This is a genomic window from Micromonospora sp. NPDC049523 (assembly GCF_040676775.1).
Taxonomy (GTDB): Bacteria; Actinomycetota; Actinomycetes; order Mycobacteriales; family Micromonosporaceae; genus Micromonospora_G.
In genome coordinates, this window is sequence record NZ_JBFAPP010000017.1 from 138147 (window position 1) to 157886 (window position 19740).

Sequence of the window (19740 nt, forward strand, 5' to 3'; positions counted from 1 at the left end):
GGGAACCTCCTTGTTGAGATCTGAGGGAACGACGAGAATCAGGTCAGGGAAGCGCCCTGGTCCTGGTTCAGCAGCTCCAGCTCGTCCTTGCACACGCGCAGGTACTCCGCGCAGTCGACGAGCTTGTCGAGGATGAGGCGCATGTCCACACTCCAGGCGTCCTGGACCTCGTTCAACTTCTGCATCAGCGCGCCGCTGTTTGCCGAGTAGAGGTCGTTCACGGTCGTGTCCAGACCCGTACGCTGAGCGTCGAGGTCCTGCTCGGCGGTGTCGTGGTTCTTGGCGGCGTTCTCGATGTCCTCAGGGGTGATATCGGTGATCGCCATACTGCTTGCCTCCTGTGCGCCGGTGATCGCTGGGCACTGCCAGACAACCAGGCGGCGGGCGGGCGCAGGGCCGTCCGAAGGCGTTGCGAGACGTTCTCTGGGGGTTTCCCTCACGCCGGGACAGGCGGCTGGATCAGGTGATCGGCCGCCAGGTCTGCTTGTCGTGATAGACGCAGGTCCAGATGACCGTGGTCGTCCAGTCCAGGCCGGTGTCCAGGCACATACCGCCGTTCACCGCGCTGATCACAGCGCTGTCGCGGACGGTCCAGCGCTGGGTGGCGGCGCCGTTGCACCTGGCGGTCTGCACGATGGTGCCCTCGGTGACGCCGCTGTCGTTGACGTCGAGGCAGAGCCCGCTACGGGCGGATCGGATCGTGCTGTCCGCCCGGACCTGCCAGCGCTGCGAGACCGAGGACGGGTCGCACGGTTCGACGCGGGAGGCCAGCAGATCGGTCCCCGCACCCGCGTCCAGGCACTTGCCAGACTGTTCGTGGGCGAACATCGTTCCCGAGGGTGGACGGACCGTGGTAGGCCGGGGTGTCGCGGGCTTCTGCGACGGTCTGGGCGGCGCCGTGGTCCGCTGCGCCAGGGTGGGCGCCGGGACACTCGGCGGGGCGAGGGATGCGGACGGCGGCGCGGGGGCGGGCACTGTGCTCAGGCGGGTATCGAGCCGGTAGTAGTCGGTGTACCGGCGGACCCGTTCCAGGAAGGACAGGGTCATTGCGTCCGGGACACCGCCGGCCCGCCGGACGGTGTCCTCGCCTGCGCGCCACGCAGCGAGTGCGAGCAGGTACGGGTCGCCCGGCAGTCCGGCCAGCTCGTGCGCCAGCCCGCACATGGCCACACCGAGTACGCCGATCGCATCCTCGGCGTTCTGCGGCGACGCGCTCGCGGGCGCGTACCGCTGCCACAGCTCCGGCGACATGCCGGCGATGTCGTCCGTCCGGAACCCGGACACGGCCATCACCTGTCCGGCGAGCGCGGCGGCGGGGACCTGCAGGCATCGCCGGCCGGCGCTGGCGATCGCGGGCACGAGCGCATCGGGCAGCGGTACCGCGTCGGGCGCCGGCCCGGCCGTGACCGATACGGTGCCGGCGTCCGCGAAATGCGGCAGGCCTTGGTAATAGGTCGCGTAGCCGGCGGCCCGGTTCACATACTCGCTCGCCGCGTCGGGCACCCCGCCGGCCTCGGTCACCACCGGGACGCCGGCCAGGAAGCCGGCCAGCGAAAGCCGCCATGGGTCGCCATCCACGCCAGACTGCCGGATTTCACCGCTGATCTGGCACATCAGGTGCGACAGCGCGGCCACGGTGGCGGACGCGTCGACGCGCGTCGCGCCTGGCCACGGCGTCCACCGCCGCCACTGCCGGTCGTCCAGACCGGCAAGCCCGCTGCCACCGGACACCGTGCGGGCAGCGCTCGCGTCCAGGCCGGACTCGGCCATCAACTGCCCGGCGACCCGAGCCGAGGACAGCATGGGGCAGGCGTGTCCCGCGGACAGCACCGCCGACATCTGGTCGTCGGACAGCGACCGCCCGACCAGCTCGCCATCGTCGGCGTACGTGGCCACCCCGATGCCCGCGGCGGCTACGATACCGGCCGCCACACAGCCGGCTGCCCAGCCACGACCACGCCGGAACCTTCCACGAACCCGCACGTTCCGCCCTCCTGACGACGACGCCACGCACCTGCAACGAGATCCGCGGCTGGCCGGTTCACCGGCGGCCGGGGGTGCTGTCGGCAGCGCGGACACGGGCTGAGCAGGCGGCCAACACCCGACAACGGGTCGTCGGACACGCCTGCGGGTCAACCAGCTAGTGCCTCGTCATACAGCCTTGAACGGGTAATCGGGGTGGCGGATCGTAGATTCTGTGGCGGGTCTGGATTCGGGCGGCTCGCTGGTTGCGCCATCGGATGTAGTCGCCGATCGGGATGTCCTGCTCGGCGTGGGCCCGGTGGCCGGTGCCGTCGAGCGCGAAGTAACGCACGCGGCGAGCTCCCGCTACTGCTGCGGATACGGCTTCGTTCCCACCATCTCTCGGTCCTTCCCGAGTGGGAAGGTCTCTACAAAGATCCGGGCGGTTCACCAAGAGCGCCGCGACACAGGCTTGAACGCTCCAACGAAGAAGTCACCGGAATGCACTGCATCGCCAAGCCCGTCGAAGCCCCGAACGTCTCCGAAATCCTGGAACGCCTCAGCGCCAACCACGCATAGACAAAGATTAAAGCCCCGACCAGCGTTTTCGCTGGTCGGGGCTTTTGTCTGTCGGGACGGCCGGATTCGAACCGACGACCCCTTGACCCCCAGTCAAGTGCGCTACCAAACTGCGCCACGTCCCGTTGCTACCGCTTAGTTCTCGGTGCGACAGCCGCTACAGCGTAGCGCAGCCTCCCCGACCCTCGCGCACGCCCCCTAGCCGCTTCACCACCCTGTCGAACCCCCCCACACCCCCTACGCCATCCTAGGAAGATAGGCGGATACTGGGGGGGCGGTGGAGGGAACGACGCAGGGCCGGGCGGATGGCCCGACCCTGCTACTTCACGCTCTGGCCGGCGGCAGACGGGGCACCAAGCAAGGCGTACGGGATCAGCCGTGGGCCTTGCCTCGGCCACCTGGGCCGAGCTTCTTGCGCGGCCGCACGGACACCTCGACCGGGCTGCCCTCGAAGCCGAACTCCTCGCGCAGCTTGCGCTCGACGAACCTCTGGTAGCCGGCGTCCAGCGGCCCGGTGGTGAACAGTACGAACCGGGGCGGCTTGGTGCCGGCCTGGGTGGCGAACAGCACCCGTGGCGCCCGCCCACCGCGTACGGGGTGCGGGGTGGCCTGCACCAGCGCGGTCAGCCACTGGTTGAGCTGACCGGTCGGTACCCGGGTCTCCCAGCTCGCCAGGGCGGTACGCAGCGCCGGCGCGAGCCGGTCCACGGCCCGTCCGGTCTTCGCCGAGACGTTGACCCGGATCGCCCACGGGATGCGTCGCAGTTCCCGCTCGATTTCCTTGTCCAGGTAATACCGCCGGTCGGCGTCGACCAGGTCCCACTTGTTGAACGCGATCACCAGGGCCCGGCCGGATTCGGTGACCATGGCCAGCACCCGCTGGTCCTGCTCGCTGATCGGCTCGGAGGCGTCCAGCAGGACCACGGCGACCTCGGCGGCCTCGATCGCCCCGGCGGTACGCAGACTGGCGTAGTACTCGGTGCCGCTGGCCTTGCCCACCCGCTTGCGCAGGCCGGCGGTGTCGACGAGTTGCCAGGTTTCGCCACCGATCTCGACCAGGCTGTCCACCGGGTCGACGGTGGTGCCGGCCACCGCGTCGACCACCGCCCGGTCTTCCTTGGCAAGCCGGTTGAGCAAACTGGACTTGCCGACGTTCGGCCGACCCACCAGCGCGACCCGGCGGGGGCCCCGGGGGCCGTTCTCGTTGATCGGCGGCGGGTCCGGCAGCGCGTCGAGGATCGCGTCGAGCAGGTCACCGGCGCCACGTCCGTGCAGGGCGGAAACCGGGAACGGTTCGCCGAGGCCGAGTGACCAGAGCGAGGTCGCCTCGACCTCGGTGGCGGCGTTGTCCACCTTGTTGGCGATCAGGATCACCGGCTTCGCGCTGCGCCGGAGCATGCGTACGGCGGCCTCGTCGACGTCGGTGGCACCGACGACGGCGTCGACCACGAACAGCACCACGTCGGCCGTCGCGACCGCGATCTCCGCTTGGGCGGCGATGGCGGCGGCGCGGTCCCGGGCGTCGGGTTCCCATCCGCCGGTGTCGACCACCGTGAACTGCCGTCCGGACCACTGGGCGTCGTACGGCACCCGGTCCCGGGTCACCCCCGGTACGTCCTCCACGACCGCCTGGCGGCGCCCGATGATCCGGTTGACCAGCGTGGACTTGCCGACGTTGGGGCGGCCCACGACCGCCACCACAGGTACCGGCCCGGTCTCTTCGACCTCGAGATCGGGCTCTCGCAGCTCGATCCAGCCATCGTCCGGGCTCATGCCACTGCCTCGTTCCGCTCGTTGACACTGTTGGAGACGGCCCAGGGCCGGTTGTTCAGGGCGCTCACGCGTCCACCTTGCCGTCGAGCAGGTCACGCAGCGTGGTGACGACCTCGTCGATGTTCATCGCGGTGGTGTCGAGCACCACCGCGTCGTCGGCCTGCTGCAGCGGATCCGCTGCCCGGGTCGAGTCGAGCTGGTCCCGGCGGGCCAGGTCGGCGGCGGTGGCGCTGACGTCGGCGGCGTACTCGGCGCTGCGTCGCCGGGCGCGGGCGTCGGCGGAGGCGGTGAGGTAGACCTTCAGGTCGGCGTCCGGTGCGACGACCGAACCGATGTCCCGGCCCTCGACCACGATCCGCTCGGCGGCCGAGATGATGCCGCGTTGCATGGCCACCAGGAGTTCCCGGACGGCCGGTACGGCGGACACGGCGGACACGGCGGCGGTCACCTCCGGGCCACGGATCTCCTGGTCGAGCGCGATCCCGTCGGCGCTCACCCACGGTGCGTCAGGATCCACCCCGATCCCCAGGTCGACCTCACTGGCGATCTTGAGTACGGCGTCGGCGTCGCTCGGGTCGACCTGGGCGCGCAGCACGGCCCAGGTGATCGCCCGGTACATCGCGCCGGTGTCGAGATAACGGGCGTCGAGCGCGCTCGCCAGCCGCCGGGAAACGGTGGACTTGCCTGAACCGGACGGGCCGTCCACGGCGACCACACATCGCCCGGTCCGTACCTTTTCCGCCACCGTTCCTCCTTCGCCAGTTCGGGGACGTACACGCCGTAGCGGGCCGATCCAGTCGGCCAGCCGGGCGGATTTTCGTCCACTCGTCGTCGTCCATCATGCCCCGTCGGTCCGACCGGCCCGCGTGCGCCTCAGTAGGCGCGACGCAGACCACGCCGGGGAACGGTCCGCCGCTCCCCCGCCGAACATCAACGATCTTCTTGCCCCGGTCACCGTGGGTGCCGAGCCGGCGAGCTGCGTCGCGGGTCACCCTGTCCCGAAACCGACCAGCTGTACGGATACAGCCACCGAACCGGCCCACTCGGCGGGCTCGACCACGGGGTACGGACGCCTCGGTCCCACCCGACCCCGGGCGCGGCCGTCCCCGCTCAGGCGTCAAAGGCGCCCTATCGGGGGTCAGTCGTCGACGTCGACGGCCTTGAACAGCGCGGCCACCTCGGCGTTGGTCAGCCGACGGGTACGCCCGGCGCGCAGGTCGCCGAGCCGGATCGGTCCGATCTCGGTACGGATCAGCCGCGACACCGGGTGCCCCACCTCGTCGAGCAGCCGGCGCACGATGTGCTTGCGTCCCTCGTGCAGGGTGATCTCGATCTGGGCGGTACGCCCGAGCGTGTCGATCAGCTTGAACGAGTCGACCTGTGCTGGACCGTCCTCGAGTTCCACCCCGGCCTGCAGTCGTCGGCCGACGGAGCGGGGCAGGGGCCCGGCCACCTCGCACAGGTACGTCTTCGACACCCCGTACGAGGGGTGCATGAGCCGGTGGGCCAGGGTCCCGTCGTTGGTGAGCAGGAGCAGTCCCTCGCTGTCGGCGTCGAGCCGCCCGACGTGGTAGACCCGCTCCTCCACCCGGTCGAGGAAGTCGGCGAGTGCCGACCGCCCCTTCTCGTCGGCCATGGTCGAGACGACCCCGCGGGGCTTGTTCATCGCCAGGTAGACCAGGCGGGTGTCGGTGACCAGGCGCTCACCGTCGACGTGGATGACCGCCGTGGCGGCGTCGACCTTGTCGCCGAGTTGGGCGACCCGGCCGTCGACGGTGACCCGGCGGCGGAAGATCAGGTCTTCGCAGGCCCGACGGGAGCCGACTCCGGCGGCGGCGAGCACCTTCTGCAGCCGCTCGGTTCCCTCCCGTGCGTCCGGTTCTCCCCGTTGGGCACCGCCGCCACTCGATGGACCACTCGCCCTCCCTGCGGCGCGGGTCACACGGGTACGGCTGTCATCGCGGGGCATCGGCTATCTCTTCCAGGTCGTCGGGGAGGAACGGGGCCAGCGGGGGAAGCTCGTCGACCGTGTTCAGCCCGAGCTTCTCCAGGAACATGGTCGTCGTACGGTAGAGGAAGGCACCGCTGTCCGGTTCGCTGCCGCACTCCTCGACCAGGCCACGCGAGACCAGGGTACGGATCACCCCGTCGCAGTTGACACCTCGGATGGCCGAGATCCGTGACCGGGTGACCGGCTGCTTGTAGGCCACCACCGCGAGCGTCTCCAGCGCAGCCTGGGTGAGTCGTATCGCCTGCCCGTTGAGTACGAACCGTTCGACGTAGGTGGCGTATTCCGGACGGGTGTAGAGCCGCCAACCGCCCGCAGCGCGCCGGAGGTCGAAGCCGTGCCCGGCAGCGGTGTAGTCACCGGACACCTGTTCGAGCATAGCGGCGACCCGATTCGTCGGCTGCTCCAGTACCTCGGCGAGCACGATCTCCGCGACCGGTTCGTCGACCACCAGCAGGATCGCTTCGATCGCCGCCCGCAGTTCGTCGTCGTCGACCAGCGCCGCAGCCTCCGACGATCCCTGCCCTACGGCTTCCGCCGGGCCCCCCACCACCGGTTCGGCGTCAACCGGCTCCGAGGTCAGCTCCCCAGGATCACCCACACCGGCGCCGTCGGCCACGTCCGCAAGATCAACCACGTCCGCAAGATCGACCGCCGCACGGGCAGGATCGACCGCGTCGGTAGGGGCCACAGCCGCCTCGACGGGCTCGACCGGATCCGCCACCGCCTCGACACCGGCGGAATCCTCCGTTTCCTCGGTCGGGTCGACAGCGACGGGGTCGGACGGGGGCGCCGGCTGCTCGGCCGGGGACGCCGCCGAACGGGCCCATGGCGGCACCCAGGCAGCGGCCTGGTCGGCCAGGGAGTCCGGGGCGTCCCGACGCTCGTCGCTCGTCATTGCGGTACGTCCTCCTGCGCCGTCGAACCACTGCTTCCCTGTGCCGGGCCGGGCGGCGTCTCCTCGACATCCACCCCCGGATCAGCCCCGTCGCCACCGACAGCAGCCACCGCCGCCGGCTCGTCCGCCGCCGCCGGATCCGACGCCTGCGCCGCGACCGAGGGCTCCGGCGGATCGAGCGGCGCCGCCTGGTCGGGCAATGCGGCCTGATCGGGCAAGGCGGCCTGGTCGGGCAATGCGGGCTGGTCGGGCGATGCCGGCTGGTCCGGCGGTACGGGCGACCCGGCGTACTCGTCGATGTCGAGTTCGGCGCCACCGTCGGCCGGGCCGGTCCACCGTACGGTCAACTCGCCCAGCGCCTGTTCCTGGGTGAATCCGACCAGGCCCTCCCGGTACAGCTCGAGCAGGGCCAGGAACCGGGCCACCACTTCGAGCGTCGTCTCGCAGTCGGCGCAGAGCAGCCGGAACGTCGCGGTGCCCATCCGGCGCAGCCGGTCCCGCAGGATCGCGGCGTGCTCCCGGACACTGACCCGTACCTCGTGGATGTGCGCGATGGAGACCACCGGTACAGGTTTCGGGGTCATCACCCTGATCGCGATCTTGAGCAGCCGCGCCGGCCCGATGCCGAGGACCAGGTCGGGTAGGGCCTGCGCGTACCGCTCCTCCAGGGTGACCTGCCGCGGGTAGCGGCGGGAGCCGACGGCCTCCAGGCCGGCGATGTGACTTGCCGCCTCCTTGTACGCCTTGTACTGCAGCAGCCGGGCGAAGAGCAGGTCGCGCGCCTCCAGCAGGGCGAGGTCCTCCTCGTCCTCGACCTCGGCGGCGGGCAGCAGCCGGGCCGCCTTGAGGTCGAGCAGGGTCGCGGCGATGAGCAGGAACTCGCTGGCCTCGTCGAGGTCCCATTCGTCGCCCATGGCCCGGATGTAGGCGATGAACTCGTCGGTCACCTGGTGCAGGGCGACCTCGGTCACGTCGAGCTTGTGCTTGCCGATCAACTGCAGCAGCAGGTCGAACGGGCCGGTGAAGTTGGCCAGCCGTACGGTGAATCCGGTCGCCGGTTCCTCGGCGGGCGCGGCGGCGGCTTCGTCCGGCGGGGCGGCGGGTGGGGTGACGGCGTCCGGATGCGCGGCGTCGGCTTCGGTTTCGTCAACCGGCGGCGGCTCGACGGGCTGGGCGGTCACCCGAGCACCGTAGTCCACGGGTTGGGTGGGCAATGGTCGGCTACCGCTCGGCCTGCTGCGCGATCACCTCGCGGGCCAGTTGCCGGTAGTTGCGCGCACCCGACGACGCCGGGTCCAGCGTGGTGATCGGGGCACCGGCGACGGTGGACTCGGGGAACTTCACGGTCTTGGTGATCACGGTCTGGTAGACCTTGTCGCCGAACGCCTCGACCACGCGTTGCAGCACCTGCCGGCAGTGCGTGGTACGGCTGTCGTACATGGTGGCGAGGATGCCTTCCAACTCCAGGTCGAAGTTGAGCCGCTCGCGGACCTTGTCGATGGTGTCGAGCAGCAGCGCCACCCCGCGCAGGCTGAAGAACTCGCACTCCAGCGGGATGAGTACGCCGTGGGCCACGGTCAGCGCGTTGATCGCGAGCAGGCCCAGCGACGGCTGGCAGTCGATCAGGATGTAGTCGTATTCCTTGCGTACCGTACGCAGCACCCGGGCCAGGGCCATCTCCCGGGCGACCTCGTTGACCAGCTGGATCTCGGCCGCGGAGAGGTCGATGTTGGCGGGCAACAGGTGCAGTCCGGCCACGTCGGTCTTGATCAGTACGTCCTCGGCGGTGACGTCGTCCTGCATCAGCAGGTTGTAGACCGACAGGTCGAGGTTGTGTGGGTTGACGCCCAGCCCGACCGAGAGGGCGCCCTGCGGGTCGAAGTCGACCAGCAGGACCTTGCGGCCGTATTCGGCCAGCGCGGCGCCCAGGTTGATGGTGGTGGTGGTCTTGCCCACACCACCCTTCTGGTTGGCCAACGCCAGGATCCGGGCCGGCCCGTGCCGGTCGGTCGGCATCGGCTCGGGGATGGGCTTGCGCATGGTGTACGCGGTCGGGTCCGCGGGGGCGAGGTCGTTGCCGAAATCCAAGGCCGACTGCTGCTCACGGAGTGTGGAGGTCCACGCCTCGGCTCGGTCACCGTTGCCAGCCATGTGCTTGTCCGCCCCCTTCCGACGACTGCGCGCCGGAGCCGTTTGGCGTCCCGCGCGGCGCCGCTACGAACCTCGATTGCCGCCCCAGGAGGCCCGCGCCGATGCCGACTGTACGCCACGTCCCGTCACCCCCGCGGGCACCGGGCCGGCGTGTCGACGCGGCAGAAGCCAAGGGTAGATCCGCCGGTCAGGCTCGGGCTCGGGGGTGCGCAGTAGCGTACACCTCGCGCAGCCGCTCCACTGTCACCAACGTGTACACCTGGGTGGTGGTCACCGAGGCGTGACCGAGCAGTTCCTGGACCACCCGTACGTCTGCGCCGCCGTCGAGCAGGTGGGTCGCGTACGAGTGGCGCAGGGTGTGGGGTGAGACCGCGCGCGGGCCGTCGACCGGCAGGCCGGCGCGCTGTGCCGCCCGGCGGAGGATGGTCCATGCGCTCTGCCGGGACAGCGCCCCGCCACGGTTGTTGAGGAAGACCGCGGGTGTGCCCCGGCCGGCGGCCACCAGCAGCGGCCGGGCCCGGGTGAGGTAGGCGCGCAGTGCCTCGGTGGCGTAGCCGCCGATCGGCACGGTCCGGGTCCTGCCTCCCTTGCCGTGCAGTACCGCGGTCCCCTCCGCGGGCAGGTCCAGGTCGTCGACGGCCGCGCCGACCGCCTCGGAGATCCGGGCGCCGGTGCCGTAGAGGAATTCGAGCAGGGCCCGGTCCCGCAGCGCCAGCGCCGCGTCGGCGCCGGCCGCGTCGGCGGGTACGGCGGTCTCCAGCAGCCGGATCACCTCGGTCACGTCCAGTGCCTTGGGTAGCCGCCGGGTCGGCACGGCGGGTCGGACGTCGCGGCTGGCGTCCTCGCCGACCAGCCCTTCCCGCAGGGCGAACCGGTGCAGGCCGCGTACCGCGCTGGCCGCGCGGGCCGCCGAGGCGGCGGACAGCGGCGGGTGCCGCTCGTCGCCGTCGCGCAACCGGGCGACGTAGCCGGTGATGTCGGCCGGCGCGACCGCGGCGAGGTCGTCGACCCCGCTGCCGGCAAGGTGGGCCAGGTAACGGTCCAGATCCCGGCGGTACGCCGAGAGCGTGTTCGCCGACAGGCCACGTTCGACGGTGAGGTGGTCGAGGTAGCCGCGTACGGCACGGCGCAGGGCCGGAGACGGTTGCGGTGTCGCCCCGTCTCCGGTCTCCTGCGCTCGTCCGGTCAGGCTCCGATCCCTTTCGGCGTCAGCGGGGTGCGGCGGCTCAGGCCAGCACGTCCGCGAGGGCGACGCTGGCCATGCCGTGCGCCTCGGCGACCGGGCCGTAGGTGACCTGACCCTCGTGGGTGTTGAGGCCCAGGGCCAGGGCTGGGTCGCGGCGCAGCGCCTCGCGCCAGCCGTGGTTGGCCAGTTCGAGGGCGTACGGCAGGGTGACGTTGGTCAGCGCGTAGGTGCTGGTGTGCGGGACCGCGCCGGGCATGTTCGCCACGCAGTAGAACAGCGAGTTGTGCACCGGGTAGACCGGGTTGTCGTGCGTGGTCGGCCGGGAGTCCTCGAAGCAGCCGCCCTGGTCGATCGAGATGTCCACCAGCACGCTGCCGGGCTTCATCCGGGAGACGAGTTCGTTGGAGATGAGCGTCGGGGCCTTGGCACCCGGCACCAGCACCGCGCCGATGACCAGGTCCGCGTCGAGCACGGCCCGCTCGATCTCGTACGCGTTGGACGCCACCGTCTGCAGGTGGCCCCGGTAGATGGCGTCGGCCTGGCGCAGCCGGTTGACGTTGCGGTCGAGCAGCAGCACCTCGGCCTGCAGGCCGAGCGCGATCGCGGCGGCGTTCATGCCGGAGACGCCGGCTCCGATGACGACGGTCTTGGCCGCGTAGACGCCGGAGACGCCGCCCATCAGTACGCCGCGCCCGCCACCGGAGCGCATCAGGTGGTACGCGCCGACCTGTGGGGCGAGCCGGCCGGCGACCTCGGACATCGGGGCGAGCAGCGGCAGCGCCCGGTCGGCGGTCTCCACCGTCTCGTACGCGATGCCGGTGACACCCCGGTCGAGCAGTGCGTCGGTGGTCTCCTTCGACGCCGCCAGGTGCAGGTACGTGAAGAGCACCTGTCCCGGACGCATCCGGTGGTACTCCTGCGCGATCGGTTCCTTGACCTTCAGGACCAGTTCGGCGGCGCCCCAGACCTCGTCCGCGGTGTCGAGGATCGTGGCACCGGCGGTGACGAACTCGTCGTCGGTGATCGACGAGCCGATCCCGGCTCCGGCCTCGACGAACACCTCGTGGCCACCCCGGATGAACTCGTGCACACCCGCCGGGGTGATCGCCACGCGGTACTCGTGGTTCTTGACCTCGCGTGGGATTCCGACCTTCACGATGAGACACCTTTCTTCCGGGGTCGACGTGCCCCGGCCGTTGCGCGCGACCGGCTCCGTTGCCGCCGCGGTCCGCAGTACCACCGGCGGCAGTCTAGAACCGCGCGGCGGGTCGGGCAGCCGCCATTGTGACAGCCAGTGATGGTTGATCTTGACGATGTGTCAGGCCCGCCGGGTGCCGCCGTGGCCGACCACACCCGTACCAACGCCGGAGGGCCGGCCCCGCCCGCGCGAAACGGTGGGACCGGCCTCCCGGATCATGCTCGGGATCTCGACAGAGCCCGGACGCTGGCGACCGAGGACGGTCAGCCGGGCAGCGGGGCGGACGGTCAGCCGGGCAGCGGGGCGTCGGCCGGGCGTAGCGGGGCCCAACCGGCATCCCGGGCACGGGCCGCGGCGAGCACACCGGCGACGCAGGCCGCGTTGGTGATCTCGCCGGCCAGCGCCATCTCCACCGCCCGGTCGAGGTCCACCCGGACCACCTCCAGGTCCGCCTCCTCGTCCCGACGCTCGTGCCGGTCCGCCGCCGGCAACTCGGTGAGCTGCCGGGCCAGGAAGATCCGGATCAGCTCGGTCGAGGCGCCCGGCGAGGTGTGCAGGTCGACCAGCAGGTCCACCCGGCCGGCGTCGAGGTCGACCTCCTCGCCCAGCTCACGCAGGGCGGCCGCCGGCAACGCCTCCCCCGCCACGTCGACCAGGCCCGCGGGCAGCTCCCAGAGCATCCGGCCGATCGGGTGCCGGTACTGCCGGATCAGCACCACCCGGCCCTCGTCGTCCAGGGCGACCACCCCGACCGCGCCCACGTGCCGTACGTAGTCCCTGGGGGCCACCCCGCCACCGGGCATGGTCACCTCGTCGGTGACCACGGAGAAGATCCGGCCGGCGTAGCGCTCCGTCCGGGACCGCACCTCGTAGCGGTGCGCGCCGGACGCCGGGGCGGTCACGACGTCGACCGCGCCTTCGCCGAGCGTCCCGTGCCGTTCTGGCCGGCCCTGGGGGCCTGCCGCGCCGGCTCGATGCCGTCGCCGCCGATCTGTTCCGGGTCGGCCGCCGCGGCCACGGTCGGCCCGCCCAGCTCCACCGGCAACTGGTCCGCGGCCGAGTACGAGACGACGGCACCGACGAACGCGGCGAACAGCGGATGCGGGCGGGTCGGCCGGCTCTTCAGTTCCGGATGCGCCTGGGTGGCCACGAAGAACGGGTGCAGCGTCCGGTCGAGCTCGACGAACTCGACCAGCCGGCCGTCCGGCGAGGTGCCGGAGATCTGCAGACCGGCCTTGGTGAGCGCGTCCCGGTACGCGTTGTTCACCTCGTACCGGTGCCGGTGCCGCTCACTGACCTCGGTGTCGCCGTACGCCTGGGCGACGAGCGAACCCTCGGCGAGCTTCGCCGGGTACGCCCCCAGCCGCATGGTCCCGCCCAGGTCGCCCTTGCCGGCGACGATGTCTTCCTGGTCGGCCATGGTGGCGATCACCGGGTGGCTGGCCTGCTCGTCGAACTCGAGCGAGTTGGCCCCCTCCAGCCCCGCGAGGTGACGGGCCACCTCGATAGTCATGCACTGCAGGCCGAGGCAGAGCCCGAGGATGGGGATGCCGTTCTCGCGGGCGTACCGCGAGGCACCGATCTTGCCCTCGATGCCGCGTACGCCGAAGCCGCCGGGGATGACGATGCCGTCCACGCCGGCCAGTGCCGCGGCGGCACCGGACGGGCTGACGCACTCGTCGCTGGGCACCCAGCGCAGCTCGACCCGCGCCCGGTGGCCGAAGCCGGCCGCGCGGATCGCCTCGCTCACCGACAGGTACGCGTCCGGCAGGTCTACGTACTTGCCGACGAGCGCGACCCGCACGGTGTGGTGGGGGTGGTGCACCCGCTCCAGCAGGTCGTCCCAGCCGTGCCAGGCCACGTCCCGGAAGGAGAGCCCGAGCCGGCGTACGACGTACGCGTCGAGGCCCTCGTTGTGCAGCACCTTCGGGATGTCGTAGATGCTCGGCGCGTCCGGGGCGGCGATGACCGCCTCCCGGTCGACGTCGCAGTAGAGCGACAGCTTGTGCTTGAGCGTGTCCGGGATCTCCCGGTCCGACCGGCACACGATGGCGTCGGGCTGGATGCCGATGTTGCGCAGCGCCGCCACCGAGTGCTGGGTCGGCTTGGTCTTCAGCTCGCCCGAGGGCGCCAGGTACGGCACCAGCGAGACGTGCAGGTAGAAGCAGTTGTCCCGGCCGATGTCGTGGCGTACCTGGCGGATCGCCTCGAGGAACGGCAGCGACTCGATGTCGCCCACGGTGCCGCCGACCTCGGTGATCACCACGTCCGGCGTACGGCCGTCCTCGTCGGCGTCGGCCATCGCCCGGATCCGGGCCTTGATCTCGTTGGTGATGTGCGGGATCACCTGGACGGTGTCGCCGAGGTACTCCCCGCGACGCTCCTTCGCGATCACCGCCGAGTAGATCTGGCCGGTGGTGACGTTCGCCTTGCCGGACAGGGCCCGGTCGAGGAACCGCTCGTAGTGGCCGACGTCCAGGTCGGTCTCGGCACCGTCCTCGGTGACGAAGACCTCACCGTGCTGGAACGGATTCATCGTGCCCGGGTCGACGTTGAGGTACGGGTCCAGCTTCTGCATCACCACCCGCAGGCCGCGTGCCGTGAGCAGATTGCCGAGGCTGGAGGCGGTCAGGCCCTTGCCGAGCGAGGAGGCGACGCCCCCGGTGACGAAAATGTGCTTGGTCGTCCGTGCTGATGGCGCCAACGCCTGCTCCCGTGGTCGTCCGTTGCGGTCGTGCAGACCGTCGTGTTGATCAGGAAAATGATCACGCGATCCACGGGATTGCACGGTAACACCATTGCGACCCGCCCCGCCGGTCGCACCCACCTACCGCCCTGGCTGGGACCGACTCGGCTCGGCCGACCCCGACGGCGCCACCCCGGCCGACCCCGCCTCCGACGCCGGTTGCGCCCCTGCCGGCCCGGCCGACCCCGGTGCCCCGGACGGCGGCGACTCCAGCGACGACGACTCGGACGACGGCGGCTCGGACGACGGCGGTGGCTCGGTCGGCAGCCGGCCGATCTCGGCCGCCCCGTCGACCGACGGCTGGGTACGGTCGGCCGCGTGGTCGAGTACCCGCAGCGCGGCCAGCGCCGCCAGCGGTACGACCAGCGCAGCGGCGGCACCGGCCACGTCCAGGGCCGAACCGCCGAGCAGCCCGCCGATCAGTGCGGCGACCGCGATGCCGGCCATCCCGGCGCGGATCGCCGGGTAGATGCCGAACAGCCGCTTCAGCCCGCCCCAGGGCCGCAGCAGGGCGAACCACACCAGCACCGCCCCGACCAGGGCCAGTACGGTCAGCGGGCTGCCGAACAAGGCGTCCATGTTCGCCGTACCGGAGCGGTGCACGGTCAGGCCGCTCGTACCGTCCGCGACCGCGCCCAGGAACCGGCCCAGGCTCCCCCGCTGGCCGTCCGGCCGCCGCATGTCGAGAACGGCGAACCCGATGGTCACCGCGAGCCCGGCCAGGGTCGCCCAGGCCAACCGGCCCAGCGTCAACCAGCCGCCGGTGCTCATCGCCGCGGCGATGCAGACCCCGGCGGTGAGCGCGACCGCACCGACCGAGTCGGCACCGAGGTACGGGCTGCCGATCACGACCAGCCCGATGCCGCCGACCAGCACCACGATCGCCGGCCGCCAGCTGCGGCGTACCTGCTGCGCCAGGCAACCGGCGGCGAGCAGGGTGCCGGCGACGAAAACACCGAGCCCGACCGTGCCGAGTCCGGCGTACCGGCCGCCTTCCAGGGCCGAGTAGCCGGCCACCCCGTTGAGCTGCAACCGGGCGCCGGTCACCACGTCGACCCCGACGACGAGCGCGGCCAGCCCGGCGACGCTGCCCATCGGGCCGAGCGTACGGGCGTAGATCTTCGCCAGCCGGACCGCGGCGGTGCCGATCCCGAGGACCACCACGGTGACCAGTCCGAAGTACAGGCCGCCGTGATCCGACCGCCACCAGGGAACCGCGTCGGCGACCAGTGCGGCGGGGATCGCCAACGCGGCGGCGATGAGCAGCACCTCGACCACCGCGACCACCCGGCGGGACACCGGGACGGGACCGACCGGTCCGGCGCGTCGGCGGGCTCGTCGCAGCAGCGGCAGCACCGCGATCGCGAGCAGGGTCTGGAATCCGGCCAGCAGGGCGAAGAACCAGCTCGCCACCCGCCGCTGGGCGCCGGCCTCCCGGTCCGCGTCGGCGGGCTGGGCGATCGCCGCGGCCAGGTCGGACGGGCGGCCGGGTGAGGTGGTCGCCGCCTGTCCCAGGAACAGCCGCTCGGGCATCGGCCGGCCGACCGCCGCCAACGCGGTCGGCGCCAGGTCGATGAGCTGGACGTAACCGTCGCGGCCGGTGCCGGACGAGGTCAGCCAGCCGCCGGACCAGCCGGGACCGTCGGCGACCGCGACGTGCAGCCGGGACGCCTGATCGGTGTCGGAGATGCCGGCCACCAGGACGAGCGAGCGCGCCGGCCGGGCCGCCAGCACCCGGGCCAGCGCGGCGTCGGCGCGGCGGGCGGCGGCGGCGCGTACGGCAGGGTCGTCGCCGGTGACGGCACCCAGGTCGACGATGCTGAGCACGCACGAGGCGAGCAGTTCGGCGGGATTGGCCGGCAGCGTCGGTGCGTACCGGTCGACCCGGCCGAAGGGGCGGGCGGCGGCGACCGCAGCGCCGGGACCGACGGCGACGGTGCAGCGGACCGACTCGGCCAACGCGCCCGGGATGGCTCCCCACGGTTGCCGTTCCTTGTTGTAACGCACCACGGCCTGCTGACCGGGAAGGTTGGCGCCGATGCCGTCGGGCTGCTCGACGGTCACCTGCGGCGACACACAGTCGCCGGTGACCGGCTCACCGTCCCAGGCGGCGTAGTTGCCGGCGCCGAGGGTCAGCCAGCCGTCCACCGGGCAGGTCGGCTGCCGCCCGGAACGTACCGACAGGGAACCGATCGATCCCCGCTCGGCCATCCGCCAGAGGGTCGGCGTGGTCTGCGGGCTGACGTCCTCCCAGCGCAGTCCCGCCACCCCGGCCACCACCACGTAGTCGGCGGTGCGCTGAGGGGCGCCTCCGGCCGGACGGACGACCAGCGCCGCCACGGCCGACACCACGACGGCCGCGGTCAGCAGCACCGGCACCAGTCGACGCAGCATCAGCCGCGCCCCCGGTCGCGGCCGGGCGAGGTATCGGACGGCACCGCGGGCGTGGGCGCCAGTTCGGCGTAGAGCGCGCTGACCTGGGCGACGGTCTGCACCTCGGTGGGCCAGGTCCCGGCCTGGACGAGCCCGCGCCGGCTCAGGTCGGCCCGGCGTCCGTCGTCGGCGAGCAGGTCGCGCACCGCCCGGTCGAGGGCGTCGACGTCACCCGGCGGCACCAGTACGGCCGCGTCCGCGACCAGTTCGGGAATGCCACCGACGGCGGTGCTGACCAGCGGTACGCCGCTGTGCAGCGCCTCCTGGACGAAGAGCTGACGCGCCTCCCAGTCGCTGGTCACCAGGGCGAGATCCGCCCCGGCCAGCAGTTCGGCGACGTCGGTACGGTGACCGAGCAGGGTGATCGGCGCCCGCACCTCGGAGATGTGTGCGGCCAGCGGCAGGTAGGACGGCCCGCTGCCGGCGATCAGCACCACCGGGGGCGGGTCGAGGTCACGCCACTGCGCCGCGGCCTCGACCAGTACGTCGTACCGCTTCTGCGGGTGCAGCCGACCGACCGACAGCAGCAGCGCCTGGTCGGCGGCCACCCCGAACTCGGCCCGTACGGCGGCCCGGGTGCGCGTCGGGGTGGGCAGTGCCGGTGCGGCGACCGGGGCCAGCCTGGCGTCCGGGGCGCCGAGGGCGGCGGCCCGCTCGACCAGGTCGGCGGAGGCCCCGAGGGCGACCCGGGCCCGTCGGGCGACGACCTGTTCCGCCCAGCGGGAGAGGCGACCACGCAGCCCACCGGCGAGCACCGCGTTGTGCCAGGTGACCACGAGCGGCTGGGTCGGCCGGGACAGCGCCGCCACCAGACCGGCGCGCAGGCCGTGTGCGTGCACCACGTCGACCGGGCCGGCGAGCACCCGGCGCAGCGCGGATACCGCCCGGGCATCGGCCGGGGTCGGGTTGGCGGGGATCTCGATCGGCACGAAACGTGCCCCGGTGGCGGTGAAGCCGAACTGTTGTTCGGTCGCGGCGGGTCCGCAGACGGTGACCGTGGTGCCGCCCGCGACGAGCCCTCGGGCGAGCGAGGTGATGTGCTGGCCGACGCCTCCGGTGCTGGAGGCGAGGACCAGGACCACCGAGCCGCCCCAGCCGCCGTCGACCGGCTCGCTCCTCGCGCTCACCCCGACACCGTCTCCTTTTCGTCTCCCCGGCCGGGGTGGGGCCCGTCGGGGCCGCCACCGGATCGTCTCCGCCGGGTCAGTCGGCTCAGCCGCCGTCCCACCGAACCGATCATCGGCCGTACGTCGTGCCGGTCCAGTGGGTAGGAAACGGCGAGGAACACCGCCCCCACGACAACTCCGGACAGCATGCCCTGCAGCAGCGCGTCCACCTTCGCCGGGGTGCCGGCGAAGAGTCCGGGCAGCCATCGGAGCACCACGATCCCGGCCAGGGTGGCGGCGGCACCGGCGGCGAGGCCGACCAGGGCCGAACGGGGCAGCCCGTCGAGCATCGGTCGGCCGGCCCGACGCGCGACCACGACCACCAGCAGGGCGCCGAGGACGAGCATGCCGAGGGAGTTCGCGGAGGTGACCGCGACCAGCCGGTCGGCGTCGGGCAGGAGCCAGGACAGTGCGACCGCGGCGACCGGTACGACCAGCCAGCCGGCGGCCGTGGTGGCCGCCGCCGCCCGGTTGTCGCCGCGGGCGTACAGGGCCCGGGACAGTACGGCGAAGACGCCGTAGCCGAGCAGTCCCGGCCCGAAGCCGGCGATCGCGGCGGCGGAGGAGGTGCCGAAGGCGAAGAACCGGGCGACGGGTTCGGCGGTGGCGATCAGTGCCGCGGCGCCGAGGCAGCTCAGCAGCAGCACGCCGCGCGTGGTCGGGGCGAGCGTACGCCGGAACGTCTCCTCGTCCCCGTTCGCGTACGCGGCGACCAGGGTCGGGTACGCCGCCACCGCCAGCGGCACCGCCAGTACCGCCCAGGGCAGCAGGTACATGGTCTGGGCGAGGTTGAGCACCACCGGGTTGTCGACGCTGGCGTCCGCGGCGAGGCGGAGCATGACCAGCAGCGCGATCTGCTGCCCGGTGACGGTCACCGCCCCGGCCAGCGCGAGCCCGCCGATCCGTCGCCGGTTCTCGGCGCTGAATCCGTAGCCGGCTCGGGGTCGCAGGCGCAACCGGCTCACCGGGACGATCAGGCAGCCGGAGAGCACCACCACGCCGAGCGTGGTGCCGACCGACAGGATGAGCTGCCCACCGGTGCCGGTGACGGCGATCGGCTCGCCCCGGCCCTCGACCGCGCCGAAAAGCAGGTAGACACCGATCACGGTGAGGCTGGACAGCAGCGGTGCGAGCACCGGCCAGGCGAACCGGCGGTGGGCCTGGAGCACGCCGGTGAGCACGATCCCGATCCCGTACAGCGGTAGTTGCGGGGCGAAGACCTGCAACATCCGGGCCCCGGCGGCGCGTTCGGCCGGGGTCGGGTCGCCGATGATCAGTGAGACGATCGGCCCGGCGAAGACCGCCACCAGCACCGCGAGCGGCACCAGCAGCGTCACCGTCCAGGTCAGCAGCGCCCCGGTGGTCTCGGCGACCGCACGCCGGTCACCGGCCGCGACCGCGCCGGCCAGCAGCGGTACGACCAGACTGGCCAGCGCCCCACCGGCGACGATCTCGAAGACGATGTTCGGCACGGTGTTCGCGACGACGTAGACGCCGCCGAGGTCGGTCTTGCCGACCACCCAGGTGAAGATTCCGGTACGCCCGAAGCCGGCCAGTCGACTGGCCACGGTGAGTACGGCGATGAGTGCGGCTGCCCCGGCGACCCGGCCGGCGCCGGCGAGGGGTGCCGGTGCCGCCAC

General features: G+C 72.1%; 15 protein-coding genes and 1 tRNA gene. All 16 read right to left on the minus strand.

All coding sequences use genetic code 11. The features are described from left to right. Positions 1 to 38 precede the first annotated feature (38 nt). Complete coding sequence (locus AB0J90_RS25090; RefSeq protein WP_363599697.1) at positions 39 to 326, minus strand: hypothetical protein; 288 nt, start codon at positions 324 to 326, stop codon at positions 39 to 41. Between the two features lie 133 nt (positions 327 to 459). Further along, a complete protein-coding gene (locus AB0J90_RS25095; protein ID WP_363599699.1) occupies positions 460 to 1932 on the minus strand; it encodes a ricin-type beta-trefoil lectin domain protein in 1473 nt (490 codons plus the stop codon). A gap of 660 nt (positions 1933 to 2592) precedes the next feature. Continuing rightward, positions 2593 to 2666: transfer RNA gene (locus AB0J90_RS25100), tRNA-Pro, on the minus strand. Between the two features lie 247 nt (positions 2667 to 2913). After that, positions 2914 to 4314 carry a ribosome biogenesis GTPase Der gene (gene der, locus AB0J90_RS25105; protein WP_363599701.1) on the minus strand — a complete coding sequence of 467 codons (1401 nt, stop codon included), beginning with the start codon at positions 4312 to 4314 and terminating at the stop codon, positions 2914 to 2916. Between the two features lie 64 nt (positions 4315 to 4378). Continuing rightward, positions 4379 to 5059 carry a (d)CMP kinase gene (gene cmk, locus AB0J90_RS25110; RefSeq protein ID WP_363599703.1) on the minus strand — a complete coding sequence of 227 codons (681 nt, stop codon included), beginning with the start codon at positions 5057 to 5059 and terminating at the stop codon, positions 4379 to 4381. 393 nt (positions 5060 to 5452) lie between these two features. Continuing rightward, positions 5453 to 6283, minus strand: a complete 831-nt coding sequence (locus AB0J90_RS25115; RefSeq protein WP_363599705.1) for a pseudouridine synthase — start codon at positions 6281 to 6283, stop codon at positions 5453 to 5455. After that, entirely contained in the window at positions 6270 to 7220 is a 951-nt protein-coding gene (gene scpB / locus AB0J90_RS25120) for an SMC-Scp complex subunit ScpB (RefSeq protein WP_363599707.1), read from the minus strand. The genes AB0J90_RS25115 and scpB overlap by 14 nt, the downstream gene beginning before the upstream one ends. Next, on the minus strand, positions 7217 to 8419 hold the full coding sequence (locus AB0J90_RS25125) for a segregation/condensation protein A (RefSeq protein ID WP_363599709.1): 1203 nt from the start codon (positions 8417 to 8419) through the stop codon (positions 7217 to 7219). Before AB0J90_RS25125 ends, scpB begins: the two co-directional genes overlap by 4 nt. Positions 8420 to 8441: 22 nt before the next feature. Then, positions 8442 to 9371: a ParA family protein gene (locus tag AB0J90_RS25130; RefSeq protein WP_363599711.1), complete on the minus strand. Its 930-nt coding sequence runs from the start codon at positions 9369 to 9371 to the stop codon at positions 8442 to 8444. Between the two features lie 187 nt (positions 9372 to 9558). After that, positions 9559 to 10560, minus strand: a complete 1002-nt coding sequence (locus tag AB0J90_RS25135; RefSeq protein ID WP_363599753.1) for a site-specific tyrosine recombinase XerD — start codon at positions 10558 to 10560, stop codon at positions 9559 to 9561. Between the two features lie 37 nt (positions 10561 to 10597). Continuing rightward, entirely contained in the window at positions 10598 to 11713 is a 1116-nt protein-coding gene (gene ald, locus AB0J90_RS25140) for an alanine dehydrogenase (RefSeq protein WP_363599713.1), read from the minus strand. 329 nt (positions 11714 to 12042) lie between these two features. Beyond that, positions 12043 to 12657, minus strand: a complete 615-nt coding sequence (locus AB0J90_RS25145; protein WP_363599715.1) for an NUDIX hydrolase — start codon at positions 12655 to 12657, stop codon at positions 12043 to 12045. After that, positions 12654 to 14459 (minus strand): CTP synthase, encoded by a 1806-nt coding sequence (locus AB0J90_RS25150; protein WP_363599717.1) that lies wholly within the window; start codon positions 14457 to 14459, stop codon positions 12654 to 12656. Before AB0J90_RS25150 ends, AB0J90_RS25145 begins: the two co-directional genes overlap by 4 nt. A gap of 123 nt (positions 14460 to 14582) precedes the next feature. Next, positions 14583 to 16895: a hypothetical protein gene (locus AB0J90_RS25155; RefSeq protein ID WP_363599719.1), complete on the minus strand. Its 2313-nt coding sequence runs from the start codon at positions 16893 to 16895 to the stop codon at positions 14583 to 14585. Beyond that, a complete protein-coding gene (locus AB0J90_RS25160; protein WP_363599721.1) occupies positions 16895 to 18061 on the minus strand; it encodes a glycosyltransferase family 4 protein in 1167 nt (388 codons plus the stop codon). Before AB0J90_RS25160 ends, AB0J90_RS25155 begins: the two co-directional genes overlap by 1 nt. After that, on the minus strand, positions 18058 to 19740 hold the full coding sequence (locus tag AB0J90_RS25165; protein WP_363599723.1) for a lipid II flippase MurJ: 1683 nt from the start codon (positions 19738 to 19740) through the stop codon (positions 18058 to 18060). Before AB0J90_RS25165 ends, AB0J90_RS25160 begins: the two co-directional genes overlap by 4 nt.

Bases quoted from the DNA above. Each gene is read 5' to 3' on its own strand.
- AB0J90_RS25115 (WP_363599705.1), bottom strand. From the start codon at position 6,283: ATGCCCCGCGATGACAGCCGTACCCGTGTGACCCGCGCCGCAGGGAGG.
- AB0J90_RS25155 (WP_363599719.1), bottom strand. From the start codon at position 16,895: ATGCTGCGTCGACTGGTGCCGGTGCTGCTGACCGCGGCCGTCGTGGTG.
- AB0J90_RS25130 (WP_363599711.1), bottom strand. From the start codon at position 9,371: ATGGCTGGCAACGGTGACCGAGCCGAGGCGTGGACCTCCACACTCCGT.
- der (WP_363599701.1), bottom strand. From the start codon at position 4,314: ATGAGCCCGGACGATGGCTGGATCGAGCTGCGAGAGCCCGATCTCGAG.
- AB0J90_RS25090 (WP_363599697.1), bottom strand. From the start codon at position 326: ATGGCGATCACCGATATCACCCCTGAGGACATCGAGAACGCCGCCAAG.
- scpB (WP_363599707.1), bottom strand. From the start codon at position 7,220: ATGACGAGCGACGAGCGTCGGGACGCCCCGGACTCCCTGGCCGACCAG.